This is a genomic window from Sphingopyxis sp. FD7 (assembly GCF_003609835.1).
In the GTDB taxonomy this organism is placed as follows: Bacteria; Pseudomonadota; Alphaproteobacteria; order Sphingomonadales; family Sphingomonadaceae; genus Sphingopyxis.
In genome coordinates, this window is the sequence record NZ_AP017898.1 from 3,563,080 (window position 1) to 3,577,509 (window position 14,430).

The window sequence follows — 14,430 nt, forward strand, 5'->3', positions numbered from 1 at the left end:
GGGCAAGGCACAAAGGTGCAGCAAGCCCGAATTTGCGACTGAAACGAGTGTGGAGCGCCCCCGTTGGCATTGAGCGATCCTAGGCAATTCGGCGCCTGGAAGCAACGCGAGAGTACGATCGAGTTCCGGCCCGCACCTCGAAAAATTCCTTCTCCAAAAAATGTTGATGTTTTTTTCAAAAGGAATATTAGTTGCGACGAATCGCTCGGAACCCGACCATGTCCCAACGACAGGGCGAGCGGCGCAACGCCAGGAGAGGAGTTATTGATGAAAGCCACGACATCCCTCAATTCGCGGGTCCGGGCGGCCCGCAAGCTGACCAGGATCGCCTTAATGGCTACCGTGATGCTGCCGTCTGCCGTTTTCGCGCAGAGTGCAGAGGGCAGCGATGGCAATGCACAGGCGGCCGCCGAAGAAGATTCCCCGTTCGGCGACATCGTGGTTACGGCCCAGAAGCGTGATCAGAGGACGCAGGATGTCGGCATCGCGATTGCCGCGTTCGGTGGCGATCAGATGAATGCTTTGGGCGTCGTGGACGTCAAGGATGTCGCAGTCCTCGTGCCTGGTTTTACGGTCGCCAAATCGTTTCGCGGGCCGCCGATCTATACTCTGCGAGGTGTCGGCTTCAACACGCCGAACATGTCGACGTCTTCGCCGGTTGGCGTCTACCTCGACGAAGTTGCGTATCCCTATCCGATCATGACCGAAGGTCTGTCGCTGGACCTTGAACGCGTCGAAGTGTTGAAAGGTCCCCAAGGGACCCTGTATGGCCGGAACACAACCGGCGGCCTCATCAACAGCATCGGCAACAAGCCGACCGATGAGCGAAGCGGTGAGATCAAGGTCTCATACGGCAGCTATCAATCATATGGCCTCGAAGGTTTCATCAATGGCGGTATCGCTCCCAATCTGAACGCACGCCTTGCCTTCGATGTGCAGCGGGCGGACAAGGGCTGGCAGGTCAGCGTTACCCATGGAGAGCGTCTCGGCAAAGTTGACAAGGCGGCAGCGCGCTTTTCTCTCGCATGGGAACCTGCGGACGATACCAAGTTCCTGTTTACGACAAGCTGGTGGAAGGACAAATCAGACACGCAGGCTGGTCAATCGATTGCCGTATTTCCAAGAGGTCTCATCGCATTTCTTGGGCTAACCACTCCGGCGCAGTGGGCTGCTGCGGCGCCAGGCCTTGGCTTGCCGCCGGAGATCTTCAGTCAGTCGTATACCCCGACCAGTGGCAGTCAGGCCAACTGGGTGGTTCAGAACCTTCCCTGGGGCGGCACCAATGGCGGAGGACAGAATTTCACGCCCGCCCCGCTCGATTTCCGCAAGGATAACGAGCTTCTGGCCTTCGCACTGCGTGGTGACATCGGGATCGCCGATGGCGTCAAGCTGACTTCGCTGACCAGCTATGCGCATTTCACCAGGCGTGAAGGCTATGACACCAGCGGCTGGGATATCGAGAACCTGATTGGTCTCGGTGAAGGTTCGATCAAGTCCTTCTCCCAGGAGTTCAGGCTCAGTGGCGACTCGGACCGCCTGCATTGGGTCGCGGGTGCCTTCTATGCGAGGGACAAGATCCGTGAGAACGACAAGACCTGGGGTGCGACAATCAGCACGGTCGCATTGGTCAGGACTTTCGGACAGCTGACATCGCCTCCCGGCACCACGGTTGCTCAGCTGGAAGATATCCAATGGGGCTTCCGCGATTGGGAAAACCTGATCAATCAGACGATCACGTCCAAGGCGTTGTTCGGACAGGTTGAGTACAAGTTCACCGATCAGTTCAACGTCACCTTCGGTATGCGCTATTCGAAGGACAAGGCCGAATTTGCCGGTTGTTCGAAGGACCAGGGTGACAACAGCATCGCTGCCTCCTGGAATGCATTCTTCAACAATGCGACGCCGTTCGGAGCCAACGTACAGCCTGGTGGCTGCGTCACCTACCTCGCCGATCTCGTGCCGGGCGGCAACAACGTCCAGGGCGTGGTTCGGAAGGTTCTCGACGAAGACAACCTGTCCGGTCGCATCGCGCTTGACTATCACCTCAATAACAATGTGCTCGTCTATGTCTCGGCCGCGCGCGGCTTCAAGTCGGGCGCATTTCCCAATGTCAACGCGAACGTCGCCCCGCAGTATGATCCTGCCAAGCAGGAAGAAGTGCGGGCATACGAAGCCGGCATCAAGGCGAGCCCTGCCCGTGGCGTAATCCTGAATGCTTCGACGTTCTACTATGATTATCGCGACAAGCAGCTTTTCGTGAATACGCCTGACCCGGTCTATGTGACGCTGAACAGCATCAAGAATATTCCAAAATCTCATGTCTTCGGCATTGAAGGGGAGGTGTCGGTACCGCTGTTCCGTGGCCTGGACGCTCGCGTGACTGCAACTTATCTTGATGCGAAGATTGACACCTATCAGGGCTTCAACGACTTCGGGCAGGCACGGAACTTCGCGGGTGCAAGCTTCCCCTTCACCCCCAAGTTCCAGCTGAATGGCACGTTGACCTACGGGTTCGACGTCGGTGACAGCCTGAATGCCCGCCTTACCGTGAACGGACGATATTCCAGCTCGTCACGGGGCGATCTTGAAGGTGATCCCCTGTTCAAGATCGACAGCTATGCGTTGTTCGATGCCAATCTGGCGGTCATGACCAATGACGATCAGTACCAGCTCGACGTCTTCGTGCGCAATATCGGAAACAAGTACTACTGGAATAGCGTCCAGCTGCCTCTGGACAGTCTGGTTCGGTACGCGGGCATGCCCCGCACTTGGGGAGTTTCGCTCAAGGCGAAGTTCTGAACGCGGGACCACCCCGCATCCCGCTGCGGCGGATGCGGGGTGGTCTCCCTCATGTCTCCTTTGACTGGCGCGTATTGCTTCAAGACCGACGGCGAACGTGCGAAGTCACCTGACAGACCGAGATGAAAAATGCGCGGTGTCCAATATAATGAAATCGGCGAAGCATCGCGCGTTCTGGCGCTCGTAGATGGTGAAATGCCGACGGTCGGAGTCGGTGAGGTCCGTGTCAATGTGAAGGCCTCCGGGGTGAACCCGTCGGACGTCAAGATCAGGAGCGGCCATATTCCCTCATCCTGGCTCTTCCCACGCGTGCCACACAGTGACGGTTCCGGGGTGATCGATGCAGTCGGTGAAGGAGTCGATCCGGCAAGGATCGGCGAACGTGTTTGGGTCTTCAATACGGCCTGGGGGCGCACGACCGGAACGGCCGCGGAATACGTCGTCGTACCGGAAAATTTCACGGCACCTTTGCATCCCGATATTTCATTCGAAATTGGTGCATGTCTAGGCATCCCGGCTTCGACAGCTCTGCACGCGCTTACGCTGAACGGCGATGTTCGCGGCAAGAGTGTTCTGGTCGCCGGCGGTGCCGGTGCAGTCGGGCATTATGCAGTACAGTTTGCACGCCAGCTGGGTGCAGAGTGCATTTTGGCGACAGTCAGCAGTCCCGAGAAGGCTGAGATCGCACGATTGGCGGGCGCTGATCGTGTCATTAACTACCGGGAGGAAGACAGCCTGAAGGCGATCCTCGAAACCACAAATGGCAGAGGCGTCGACCTTATTCTCGAAGTCGATCTTGCTGCGAATGTCGATCTGGACGTCGCAGCTTTGGCAAGAGAGGGCCGCGTAGTTGCCTACGGCAGTTCAGAACGCGAGTTCAAGATGCCGTTTTCAAAATCAATACTGAAGAATATCGGATTTGATTTCTTCATTCTTTATCATCTGGCAGATTCGCGACGTCTGGAAATTTCCAATGGCGTCAATGACCTCATCGAGTCGGGAAATATTGACCATAATATCGCCGAAGTACTGCCTCTCGATTCGATCGTGAAAGCCCACGAGTTAGTGGAATCTGGCAAGGTTGTCGGCAACGTGGTCGTGGCAATCTGAGGCTGGGCAAAAGACAATGTCGAGCTATCGAGAGACCTATGATGAATGGATGACCGACCCTCTCGGTTTCTGGTCGGATGCGGCCACTGCGGTCGAATGGATGGTGCAGCCGACAACCAGTGAGGTCAATGACAAGGGAATTGCCCGCTGGTTTGCCGATGGGACATGCAATGTTTGCTGGAATGCTGTCGACCGGCACGTGGTGGCCGGGCGTGGTGCCGAACCCGCGCTGATCTATGAAAGTGCGCTTCTAGGCATCAGCAAGTCCCTTACCTTCTCGGAACTTCTGGATTCGGTCCAGGTGTTTTCGTCAGTCCTGCGCAGCCATGGCGTGATGAAGGGTGACCGGGTCATCATTTACATGCCGATGGTTTCGGAAGCGGTCATCGCGATGTTGGCCTGCGCGCGTCTGGGGGCAGTGCATTCGGTCGTATTCGGAGGATTTGCGGCGCACGAACTTGCCGTACGGATTGATGATGCGAAACCACGTGTCATCGTTGCCGCGTCTTGTGGCCTCGAACCAAACAGGACAATCGCCTACAAACCGCTGCTTGATGAGGCTGTGGAAAGCAGCCAACATAAGCCGGAGGCGGTAATCGTCCTCCAGCGTCCGCAGCTCATTTGCGAGATGATCGCTGGCCGGGATCACGATTGGCATGTCGAGTGGAGCGACGCCCTTGCTCGTGGCGACAAACCGGCGTGTGTTGAAGTTTCCAGCACTGATCCACTCTACATTCTCTACACATCCGGAACGACCGGCAAACCCAAGGGAGTCGTGCGGGAGCACGGGGGGTACATGGTCGCCCTTGCCTGGTCGATGTCTCATATATTTGGCATGAAGCCAGGAGACGTATACTGGGCTGCTTCCGACCTGGGCTGGGTCGTGGGCCACTCCTACATTACTTACGGCCCGCTTCTCGCGGGATGCGCCACTGTCGTATTTGAAGGAAAGCCCGTCGGGACACCCGATGCCAGCACCTTCTGGAGGGTTATTTCGAAGTACAAGGTGAACTTGCTGTTCACTGCACCAACCGCATTGCGCGCTATTCGCAAGGAAGATGCCGACGGCCTCATGCCTCGCCAGTTTGATCTGTCTTCGTTGCGCGCAATTTTTCTCGCGGGCGAGCGTGGCGATCCCAGCATAATCAAGTGGGCTGAGACGGCACTCGACGTTCCGGTTCTGGATAACTGGTGGCAGACAGAAACCGGCTGGCCAATGACGGCGAATCCGATTGGCTTGGAGCCTGTCGAGGTCCGGTATGGATCGGCGGCGGTGCCGATGCCTGGCTACGATATCCAGATCCTGGATGAAGAAGGCAAACCCGTTGCGGCGGGAGAAACCGGATCAATCGCCGTCAAGTTGCCGTTACCGCCAGGGGCACTTCAGACGCTCTGGGAGAACCACAAGGCATTCGAAGAGACATATATCTCTGACTTTCCGGGATATTACAAAACTGGTGATGCCGGATACATTGATGATGACGGTTATGTATATGTCATGAGCCGGACGGATGACATCATCAATGTCGCGGGTCATCGCCTGTCGACAGGTGCTATCGAGGAAGCAATTTCGACGGTTGCTGAAATCTCAGAATGCGCTGTTGTTGCCATCGCGGATAGTATCAAGGGCGAAGTCCCTCTTGGGCTGTTCGTAGTGTCTGATGGTGCCTCACTGACGCACGGCGAAATAGCCGCCAAGGCCGCAATCGCAGTTCGTACGAGAATTGGACCAATCGCCACGCCGAAGGCCGTCTTGGCTGTACCACGGCTGCCGAAGACGAGGTCCGGCAAGATCCTTCGCAGCACAATCAAGAAGATCGCGAATGGTGAGTCATGGTCGATTCCGCCGACGATCGACGATGCAACCATCCTCAACGAAATCATCGCAGCTCTGGCGCGTGAAGGCCTGCTTCCGGTGATGCCATGACAGAGCTTAAATTTTTGACAAATTCAGAAAAATCAACAAACCTTCGAAAGGAGAAAATTTCGGCGATTCCGCAATCACAGGAGACACCTTTGGGTTTGACCAACCATTCAGCCGCATCGCGACGCACGATCGATGCTGCTGCAGATAAGCCCAAGAGCTTGATCGAACGCGCATATCGCGAACTGGGTAATGACATCATCCATGGGACATTCGCGCCTGGCTCAAAAATCAAGCTTGAGCCATTGAGCACCCGCTACGGGGTGAGCACAGGCACGATTCGCGAGGCGCTGTCTCTGCTTGTCTCCGATGGGCTGGTCATAGCCAACGCGCAACGCGGCTTCTGCATCGCGCCCATGTCGGTCGAGGACTACCAAGACCTCGTGAACACACGGCTCCTTCTTGAGCTTTCAGCCTTCCATACGAGCATCCTGAATGGCGGTGATGCCTGGGAAGGCCGGGTTGTCCAAGCATTTCACCAATTGAGTCTTGCAGAGCAGCGCCTTGATGAAGCTGCCGAAGACACCTTCGATCTATGGGAACAGCGAAACCGGGAATTTCATGAAGCCCTGGTCTCGGCGAGCGGATCGAATTGGACCCTCCGGTTCCGCGAAATTTTGTACCGACAGTCCGAACGGTACAGGCGCCTGACGTACACTTCTCGTCAGAGCCCTCCCGGTCAGATTGTGCACGATGAGCACAAGAAAATATTCGACCTCACTCTTTCAAGGAAAGCAGATGAGGCGATTGAGGCCCTTGCTGATCACATAAAGTCTTCGGTTTCATTCGCGAAAATTAGTCAAATTCTTCCTTCAAGAAATTCCGACGCGAACGTGGATAAATTTGACCTGACGAAATTCAGTAAAATTCGCGAACAGCAGTAGATTCAATTTTCGGGAGAATTAAAATGCCATCTGACAGAAAAGCGGATTTCATCCATACATCGTGGACTCCTGAAGCGCTTCTATCGCTTGTGGATGATGAAAATGGCCTGCTCGATCCTCGCATCTACACGGACGAGGGGATTTATGAACTTGAGCAAGAACGAATTTTTGCTCGTTCATGGATTCTGATGGGTCATGAAAGCCATCTGCCCAAGCCCGGCGACTACATGACAGCCTACATCGGCGAAGACCCGGTTGTCGTCGTTCGCCAGAAGGACCGGTCGATCAAGGTGTTCCTCAATCAGTGTCGGCACCGAGGCATGCGGATTTGCCGGGTGGATGGCGGAAACGCTAAGGCTTTCACCTGCACTTACCATGGATGGGCCTACGACATCGGCGGCAAGCTGGTAAATGTTCCATACGAAAACGAAGCGTTCATCGGGGGGCTCGACAAGGCGGAGTGGAGCCCGCTTCAAGCCAGGGTCGAAACGTACAAGGGCCTGATCTTTGCCAACTGGGATCCGGAAGCGCCGACGCTCAAGGAATATCTCAGCGACGCCTGCTTTTACATGGACCATATGCTCGACCGCACAGAAGCGGGAACCGTCGCAATTGGCGGCATCCAGAAATGGGTCATTCCTTGCAACTGGAAATTCGCGGCAGAGCAGTTCTGCAGCGACATGTATCATGCGGGCACCACGTCACATCTGTCCGGGATCATCGCCGGTCTTCCGCCGGAAATGGAGCTATCGGACGCCAAGATTCCGACAGTCGGCCTTCAGTTCCGTGCGGAATGGGGCGGGCACGGGACGGGCTTCTACATTGGCGAGCCAGGTATGTTGCTGGCTATCATGGGGCCGAAGGTTACGGAATACTGGACGAACAGTCCGTATGCCGAAAAGGCAGCAGAACGGCTCGGAAGTTCCGAACGCGTGCGCGATCTGATGGCTCAACACATGACGATCTTTCCGACGTGTTCATTCCTCCCAGGCATCAATACAGTTCGGACCTGGCAGCCGCGCGGCCCGAATGAAACCGAAGTTTGGGCCTGGACGATCGTCGATGCCGACGCCCCCGACGAGATCAAGGAAGAATATCGGCGACAGACACTGCGCACCTTCTCGGCAGGGGGTGTTTTCGAGCAGGACGACGGTGAAAACTGGTGCGAGATTCAGTCCGTCCTGCGCGGGCACAAAGCAAAGAGCCGGCCACTCAATGTCCAGATGGGCATGAAGGGCGAGTTCGGCGGAAATGACAAATATCCTGGGCGCACCGGCTACGTCTACAACGAGGAAGCTGCACGCGGGCTCTACGCCCAATGGCGCCGCATGATGACGGAAGCTGACTGGCGGACCTTGGCACCCAAGCACGTGCTTGAGGAGATGGCGGCCGGCAAATAGCGCTGCCTCCCAACTCCCGATATTGCCTGTTCCAATTAGACTTCAGGATTTTGTCATGTCATCTCAAAGAACTTTTTCGATCGAAGATCTTCTTCTTCAACATGAAATCGAACAATATTACTATGATGAAGCAACATTGCTCGACGATCGCGATTTTGATTCATGGTTTGCGCTGCTTCATGAAGACATTCGATACTTCATGCCGATCAGGACGAACAGAATTCAGCGAGACAAGGCTCTGGAGTATTCCAGAGATGATGAATACGCACACTTCGATGACACTTACGCGATGATGCAAGGGCGCATCAGAAAGCTGAAGTCTGACGTAAGCTGGTCGGAAAATCCTGCATCGCGGACGCGGCATATTGTTGGGAATGTCGTAATCCAATCGAAGACCGGACCGGGCAATCTGGAAGTAACCTCATCGTTTCTGATTTATCGTAATCGACTTGAGCGGCAGGTCGACATCTTTGCTGGATACAGAAATGATGAATTGATTCGTTCTGATGATGTTCGATTCAAGATTCGTAACAGAACGATACATATCGATCAGAGCACTATACTTTCCAATAATCTCAGCATCTTCTTCTAGGACTAGTGGGATGACCTTTATTAAACTTGCCGATGTGGCTGATATCGAGCCCGGTGACGCGCTGAAAATCGGCGAAGGCGAAGCCGCAATTGCGATTTTCAATGTCGATGGCGAGTTCTTTGCTACCCAGGACCAATGCACGCATGGCGAATGGTCGCTTACAGATGGATATCTTGAAGGCGACGTGATCGAATGCACGCTGCATTGGGGCAAGTTCTGCGTGCGCACCGGCAAGGTCAAGGCCCGACCGGCCTGCGATCCCATCAAGGTCTATCCACTCGAAGTTCGCGATGGAGAAATCTACGTTGATGTCGATGCCGGACACGTCTCGGCATGACGCAGTCTGTTTGCATCGTCGGCGGCGCCCTGGCCGGTGGCACGGCTGCTGTTACCTTGCGCCAAATGGGTTTCGATGGTGAACTTTTCCTGATCAGCGACGAAATCAATGCCGATTACGATCGACCAAGTCTTTCAAAATCGGTGCTTTGCGGTCAGCAGGAATGCCCCCCTCCCTTATTTGAATCGGGCTGGATCGAAAGCAATCGGATCGAGTTGCTGCCGTCCACGCGGGTAGACAAGCTGCACACTGATGCCGGCGAGTTGGTCCTTTCAAATGGCTCGACGCTGCGAGCGGATAAGATACTTCTTTGCACTGGTTCCCGCGCCAGAATGCCGGAAATTGGCGGAATTGCTCGTCCCGGGATCTTTTCATTGCGAACAGATCTGGACAGCATCGCAATCCGCTCATCGATTTCGACCGGTAGCGAGGTCGTGATAATCGGCGGCGGCCTGATCGGGTGCGAGGTCGCAACCTCCCTGGTTAAGCTTGGCTGCAAAGTCACGGTGGTTGAATCGGCGCCGGCGCTTCTGCTCAGAGTTCTGGGGGAAGTAGGGAACTGGATGCAGTCCCGCTTGGCAACACTGGGGGTGACTGTCCTACTCAACAGTCAGGTCACGTCTATCGAAGGCAACGGTCATGTAACTGGAGTCCAACTAGCATCTGGTGACAAGCTTCCCGCGGACGTCATCCTCGTGGCGATTGGTGCGGAACCGAACGCACAGCTGGCTGTTCAAGCCGGGCTGGTTTGTGAAAGAGGCATCGTGGTTGACGCTCGCGGCGTGACCAGCAACGAGAATATCCTCGCGGCTGGTGATGTCGCTAGCTGGCCCATAAGAGGCGGTGGCAGGCGCAGTCTTGAAACATACTTGAACAGCCAGGCGCAGGCGCAGATCGCTGCTGCTGCAATGCTGGGTCGAGCTGAGCCCGCAGCGCAAGTCCCCAATTCCTGGACCGAGATTGCCGGACATCGTCTGCAAATGGCCGGCGACATTGTGGGGCCGGGCGAAATTCTCCACCGCGGAGCAGTTGGCGAAGGGCCGAGCCTCGCATTTCGTATTCGAGAAGGCCGGACGGAAGCAGTCATCGCTATCGACGCAGCGGCAGACTTCGGCGTGGCCAAGCGGATGATCGATGACCAGTCGGCAGTTCTGCCTGACGAACTGCGCGATCAGACCATTCGCCTCCGGGATATTCATAAGAAAAGCAGAGAGGTAGCCCTATGAAACTTTCAGGTGAAGTCGCACTTTTGACCGGCGGTGCGGCCGGTCTCGGACGCGCTATAGTCGATCGATTTATTCAGGAAGGCGCGAAGGTTGCGGTTCTGGATAAATCCGCTGACCGACTGACGGAACTTGCCGCCCAGTATGGTGACGCATTCTTGGGCATCGCCGGAGACGTGCGTTCGCTCGCCGACCACAAGTCGGTTGCGCAGGCATGCGTTGAGCGATTTGGCAAGATTGATTGCCTTATCCCCAATGCGGGCATCTGGGACTATGGAACCTCGCTCGTCGACCTGCCGGAAGATTGTATCGACGAGGCATTCGACGAGATGTTCCACGTTAACGTAAAGGGCTATTTGCTTGCAGCGAAGGCTTGCTTGCCCGAACTGGTCAAGAGCAAAGGCGCGATCGTATTCACTGCGTCGAACGCAGCCTTCTATCCCGATGGTGGTGGCCCGCTCTATACGGCTACAAAGCATGCGGTAATTGGCCTGGTTCGGCAGCTGGCTTTCGAACTGGCACCACACGTACGTGTCAACGCGGTTGCCCCGGGCGGGATCGGTGGCAGTGACCTTCGCGGACCGAAGTCCCTCAAACTGGACACGACCAGTATCACCAGCATCCCGTTGGCCGATATTCTCAAGGATGTACTTCCGTTGGGCGAAATGGCCGACGCCGACGAATATGCCGGAGCCTTCGTGTTCTTCGCTTCGCGAACGGACTGCGCCCCGGCAACAGGGGCAGCGCTCAATTTTGACGGCGGCATTGGTGTTCGCGGCATCTTCAAATCGTCAGGTGGTCATGACCTGCCGGAGAAGCTTGGACTTCAGGGAGAACTTGCATGACTATTGCCCGTCTCGGATATCTCGGCTTCGAAGCGACGGATCTCGGCGCATGGAGAAGCTTTGCAAACGACACACTTGGCATGATGTCGGCGGCAAGCGGCAAGGATTGCGACCGATACAGGCTGGATTCCCGTGCCTGGCGCCTCGCTGTGCATAATGGTCAATCGGACGACATTGCCTATGCCGGTTTTGAAGTTGCCGATGCTGCAGCTCTCGCGGCTACTGTCAGTCGATTGCGTCAGATGGGTTATGAGCTGACGGAAGAATCCGAGGATCTCAAATCTGATCGCGGCGTCCTCGGTCTGGCATCGGTCATCGACCCCTCAGGCGTGAGGATCGAGATCTACTATGGCGCAACCGAATTGTTTGAGGTTCCTTTCGTCTCGCCGGTTGGCGTTTCCTCATTTGTAACCGGCGAGCAGGGTTTTGGGCATTTTGTTCTGACAACACCGGATATCGAGGAATCGAAGAAGTTCTACATCGAGGGCCTCGGGATGGAACTTTCCGACATTATCGATTGGGACCTCGGTCCTGGTGGCAAGCCCAAGCTGCACTTCTTCAATTGCAATCGGCGGCACCACACCCTCGCGCTTTTGCCCGCACCCTCACCCAAGCGGCTGCACCACTTCATGGTGGAATCTGCGTCACTCGACGATGTCGGCCGCGCGATTGATCGCATGGAGCGCGACTCTCGAATCCTCATTACTTTCGGCCGCCATACAAACGATCACATGTATTCCTTCTATGGAATCACACCTTCGGGTTTCGCGGTAGAGTTCGGTTGTACGCCACGCGATGTTGATCGCTCTTGGTCGGTCGTTCGCTATGACAGCATCAGCATGTGGGGGCATAAATTCATTCCTCCGGAATGATTTTCCTCAAGAAACACTTCAATATTTCAGAGGAGTAACGTCCATGGCAGATGTCATGAGCGATGTGGCCACCAATCCCGAAATTTCCAAGTCGATCGTGGCAGGCGGCATTCGTACAAACTACCATGATCAGGGGGAAGGCCCGCCAGTTGTTTTCATCCACGGGTCGGGACCGGGTGTTTCAGCATGGGCGAACTGGCGTTTGATCTTGCCGAAAATGTCGCGCAAAACACGGACGATCGCGCTGGACATGGTCGGCTTTGGCTTCACCGATCGCCCTGAGAACTTCAGCTACAATGTCGAAGCCTGGGTCGAACACTTGCTTGGCTTCCTGGATGCTCTCGGCCTCGAACAAGTCGATCTTGTCGGCAACTCGTTTGGCGGCGCGATATCACTGGCCGCCGCAATCCGACACCCCGCGCGCTTTCGACGTCTCGTGCTTATGGGCAGTGGCGGTATCAAGGGCCCGATGACGCCAGGCCTGGACGAAGTCTGGGGCTATACACCCTCGATCGAGAACATGCGCCGCCTTCTCGATATCTTTGCGTACAACCGCGATCTGGTGAACGATGAACTCGCCCAACTGAGGTACGAAGCAAGTATCAGGCCTGGTTTCCAGGAATCCTATAGCCAGATGTTTCCCGCGCCACGTCAGCGTTGGTTTGACTCGCTTGCCTGTAACGAAGACGATTTGCGCAGCCTTCCACACCAAACCCTGATTGTTCACGGCCGTGAAGACCGCGTCGTGAGTGTGGAGGACGCGTATCGCATGGAAAGCCTGATCAGACGTGCGCAACTGCATGTGTTTGGGGAATGCGGTCACTGGACGCAGATCGAGCAATCCGAGAGGTTTGCACAGCTCGTCTGCAATTTCCTTGCCGAAGCTGCCCCCAACGAACCTCTGCCCCTCGGCTGAAGAACCCTCCCCCATCCGACTGGAAATTTCATGGCGAACCTACAAGATTTTGAGACCTGTCACCGGCATGTCAATGTACGTGGTGTCCGCCTGCATTATGTCGAGATGGGTGAAGGTCCCTTGGTTGTATTGATCCATGGGTTTCCTGAACTCTGGTATTCATGGCGCCATCAGATCCCTGCGATTGCCGCACAGGGGTATCGAGTCATCGCAGTCGATCAGCGGGGCTATGGCTCTTCGTCAAAATTCGGGGGGCCTGATCAATACCGCCTCCGCAATATGGTGGATGACATAGTCGCCTTGATCGCTGCGCTGGGTGAGGAGTCGGCAATACTGATTGGCCACGATTGGGGGGCAGTCGTGGCCTGGACCGCTGCGTGGCTTCACCCGGAGGTGGTCGACGGAGTGGCGGGCATCGCTATTCCTTTTTCCGGCAGAGGGCAGATTGCTCTTCCAGGAAACCCCTTCGGCGAACTTCCGCCAAGCCAGATCGATCCGATCATTTCCGGACCGGACAAAATCTTCTATCAGGAACACTTCGGTGGAATGGCCGCCATTTTTGATGAAATCGAGGCCGACCTGGCCAGGTGGGTCAAAGGCATAACCTGGTCTGTCTCGGGCGAAGCTCTGGCGGCCGCGGGCTATGCTCCTGACGGAATCGATCCGGTTGAGTTCATCAGGGCCAGTCCGATGTGCGTACCGCATGGGGCCAAGCTGTCGGACCTTTTCGCCATTCCTGCGACGATGCCCGATTGGTTCAATGATGCCGATCTTGAAGTGTTCGTCGACGCATTGCAGTTGAGCGGTTTCGCCGGTCCCCTGAGCTTCTATCGCAACATGGAGGACAATTGGAACGAACTTGCGCCGTTTGTCGGAAAGCCGGTCGAATGTCCGTCAATGTTCATCGGCGGAGAATTCGATGTGTGCACGCACTGGGGTGCCGATGCCATCGAGCAGGCTCCAGATCATATTCCGAATTGGCTGGGTGCCAGAATCGTGGCCGGTGCCGGTCATTGGATCCAGCAAGAGAAGCCCGATGAAACGAACGCGATTCTGACGGAATTTCTGTCTTCGCTTCGCGCTGACTAGCGAACAGGCTTTGCATTCTGGTGGACAGCGGATCTCGGGTCTGTCGCGTTCTGCTCGAGCCTTTGTGGCTTGAACTGCCTGTCACGTCCAAGCCTGCGGTAGGTAGAGCCCCCAACGGCCCGGTGCGCCTACGAGTGCCCCACCATGTTTGTCACCAGTCAGCCCATCTCAAAGGCCGCCTCGAATAAGAGTTCAGGCCACAGGTGCGCTCGGCTGCCGCGCGAGGCGTTGCGCTGCATCACTTGATCATCGATGCCGCGTACACCGGAAGCAAAGGGTGCGAACTTCCTTGCATTGACTGGCCTTGCCCGAATTGCGGGGAGCGGAATCGCCAAATTGGGGATTCTGATAACGGCCAAATCTGCACACATCTGATCGCATTGGACAATTCTGTCACACGAGAAAAATCCGAAATTTCATAATATCCCGTTTAATCAAT

The 14,430-nt window shown here is 55.8% G+C and carries 12 protein-coding genes; all 12 read left to right on the forward strand.

Features of this window, described 5'->3' with window-relative positions:
• The first annotated feature begins 267 nt into the window (after positions 1-267).
• Positions 268-2,799, forward strand: coding sequence for a TonB-dependent receptor (locus SPYCA_RS17250; RefSeq protein ID WP_120221947.1), 2,532 nt, complete (start codon positions 268-270; stop codon positions 2,797-2,799).
• 129 nt (positions 2,800-2,928) lie between these two features.
• Entirely contained in the window at positions 2,929-3,909 is a 981-nt protein-coding gene (locus tag SPYCA_RS17255; protein ID WP_120221948.1) for an NADPH:quinone reductase, read from the forward strand.
• A gap of 16 nt (positions 3,910-3,925) precedes the next feature.
• Complete coding sequence (locus SPYCA_RS17260) at positions 3,926-5,836, forward strand: AMP-binding protein (protein ID WP_120221949.1); 1,911 nt, start codon at positions 3,926-3,928, stop codon at positions 5,834-5,836.
• The gene (locus SPYCA_RS17265) at positions 5,833-6,717 is read left to right on the forward strand and encodes a GntR family transcriptional regulator (protein WP_120221950.1); all 885 of its coding nucleotides are present in this window, start codon (positions 5,833-5,835) and stop codon (positions 6,715-6,717) included. The genes SPYCA_RS17260 and SPYCA_RS17265 overlap by 4 nt, the downstream gene beginning before the upstream one ends.
• Positions 6,718-6,740: 23 nt before the next feature.
• Positions 6,741-8,117 (forward strand): aromatic ring-hydroxylating dioxygenase subunit alpha, encoded by a 1,377-nt coding sequence (locus tag SPYCA_RS17270; protein ID WP_120221951.1) that lies wholly within the window; start codon positions 6,741-6,743, stop codon positions 8,115-8,117.
• Between the two features lie 55 nt (positions 8,118-8,172).
• Positions 8,173-8,709: an aromatic-ring-hydroxylating dioxygenase subunit beta gene (locus SPYCA_RS17275; RefSeq protein WP_120221952.1), complete on the forward strand. Its 537-nt coding sequence runs from the start codon at positions 8,173-8,175 to the stop codon at positions 8,707-8,709.
• A gap of 10 nt (positions 8,710-8,719) precedes the next feature.
• The gene (locus SPYCA_RS17280; protein WP_120221953.1) at positions 8,720-9,046 is read left to right on the forward strand and encodes a non-heme iron oxygenase ferredoxin subunit; all 327 of its coding nucleotides are present in this window, start codon (positions 8,720-8,722) and stop codon (positions 9,044-9,046) included.
• Positions 9,043-10,272 carry an NAD(P)/FAD-dependent oxidoreductase gene (locus SPYCA_RS17285; RefSeq protein WP_120221954.1) on the forward strand — a complete coding sequence of 410 codons (1,230 nt, stop codon included), beginning with the start codon at positions 9,043-9,045 and terminating at the stop codon, positions 10,270-10,272. Before SPYCA_RS17280 ends, SPYCA_RS17285 begins: the two co-directional genes overlap by 4 nt.
• Positions 10,269-11,114 (forward strand): 3-(cis-5,6-dihydroxycyclohexa-1,3-dien-1-yl)propanoate dehydrogenase, encoded by an 846-nt coding sequence (gene hcaB, locus SPYCA_RS17290; protein WP_120221955.1) that lies wholly within the window; start codon positions 10,269-10,271, stop codon positions 11,112-11,114. The genes SPYCA_RS17285 and hcaB overlap by 4 nt, the downstream gene beginning before the upstream one ends.
• The gene (locus tag SPYCA_RS17295) at positions 11,111-11,986 is read left to right on the forward strand and encodes a VOC family protein (RefSeq protein ID WP_120221956.1); all 876 of its coding nucleotides are present in this window, start codon (positions 11,111-11,113) and stop codon (positions 11,984-11,986) included. The genes hcaB and SPYCA_RS17295 overlap by 4 nt, the downstream gene beginning before the upstream one ends.
• Positions 11,987-12,029: 43 nt before the next feature.
• Entirely contained in the window at positions 12,030-12,902 is an 873-nt protein-coding gene (locus SPYCA_RS17300; RefSeq protein WP_269462430.1) for an alpha/beta fold hydrolase, read from the forward strand.
• Between the two features lie 30 nt (positions 12,903-12,932).
• On the forward strand, positions 12,933-13,991 hold the full coding sequence (locus SPYCA_RS17305) for an alpha/beta fold hydrolase (RefSeq protein ID WP_120221957.1): 1,059 nt from the start codon (positions 12,933-12,935) through the stop codon (positions 13,989-13,991).
• Positions 13,992-14,430: the final 439 nt, after the last annotated feature.

Excerpts from the sequence above, each read along its gene's own strand:
- SPYCA_RS17285 (WP_120221954.1), top strand. The coding sequence starts at position 9,043 with ATGACGCAGTCTGTTTGCATCGTCGGCGGCGCCCTGGCCGGTGGCACG.
- SPYCA_RS17280 (WP_120221953.1), top strand. The coding sequence starts at position 8,720 with ATGACCTTTATTAAACTTGCCGATGTGGCTGATATCGAGCCCGGTGAC.
- SPYCA_RS17270 (WP_120221951.1), top strand. The coding sequence starts at position 6,741 with ATGCCATCTGACAGAAAAGCGGATTTCATCCATACATCGTGGACTCCT.
- SPYCA_RS17295 (WP_120221956.1), top strand. The coding sequence starts at position 11,111 with ATGACTATTGCCCGTCTCGGATATCTCGGCTTCGAAGCGACGGATCTC.
- SPYCA_RS17250 (WP_120221947.1), top strand. The coding sequence starts at position 268 with ATGAAAGCCACGACATCCCTCAATTCGCGGGTCCGGGCGGCCCGCAAG.
- SPYCA_RS17300 (WP_269462430.1), top strand. The coding sequence starts at position 12,030 with ATGGCAGATGTCATGAGCGATGTGGCCACCAATCCCGAAATTTCCAAG.
- SPYCA_RS17260 (WP_120221949.1), top strand. The coding sequence starts at position 3,926 with ATGTCGAGCTATCGAGAGACCTATGATGAATGGATGACCGACCCTCTC.
- SPYCA_RS17255 (WP_120221948.1), top strand. The coding sequence starts at position 2,929 with ATGCGCGGTGTCCAATATAATGAAATCGGCGAAGCATCGCGCGTTCTG.
- SPYCA_RS17265 (WP_120221950.1), top strand. The coding sequence starts at position 5,833 with ATGACAGAGCTTAAATTTTTGACAAATTCAGAAAAATCAACAAACCTT.
- hcaB (WP_120221955.1), top strand. The coding sequence starts at position 10,269 with ATGAAACTTTCAGGTGAAGTCGCACTTTTGACCGGCGGTGCGGCCGGT.
- SPYCA_RS17275 (WP_120221952.1), top strand. The coding sequence starts at position 8,173 with ATGTCATCTCAAAGAACTTTTTCGATCGAAGATCTTCTTCTTCAACAT.
- SPYCA_RS17305 (WP_120221957.1), top strand. The coding sequence starts at position 12,933 with ATGGCGAACCTACAAGATTTTGAGACCTGTCACCGGCATGTCAATGTA.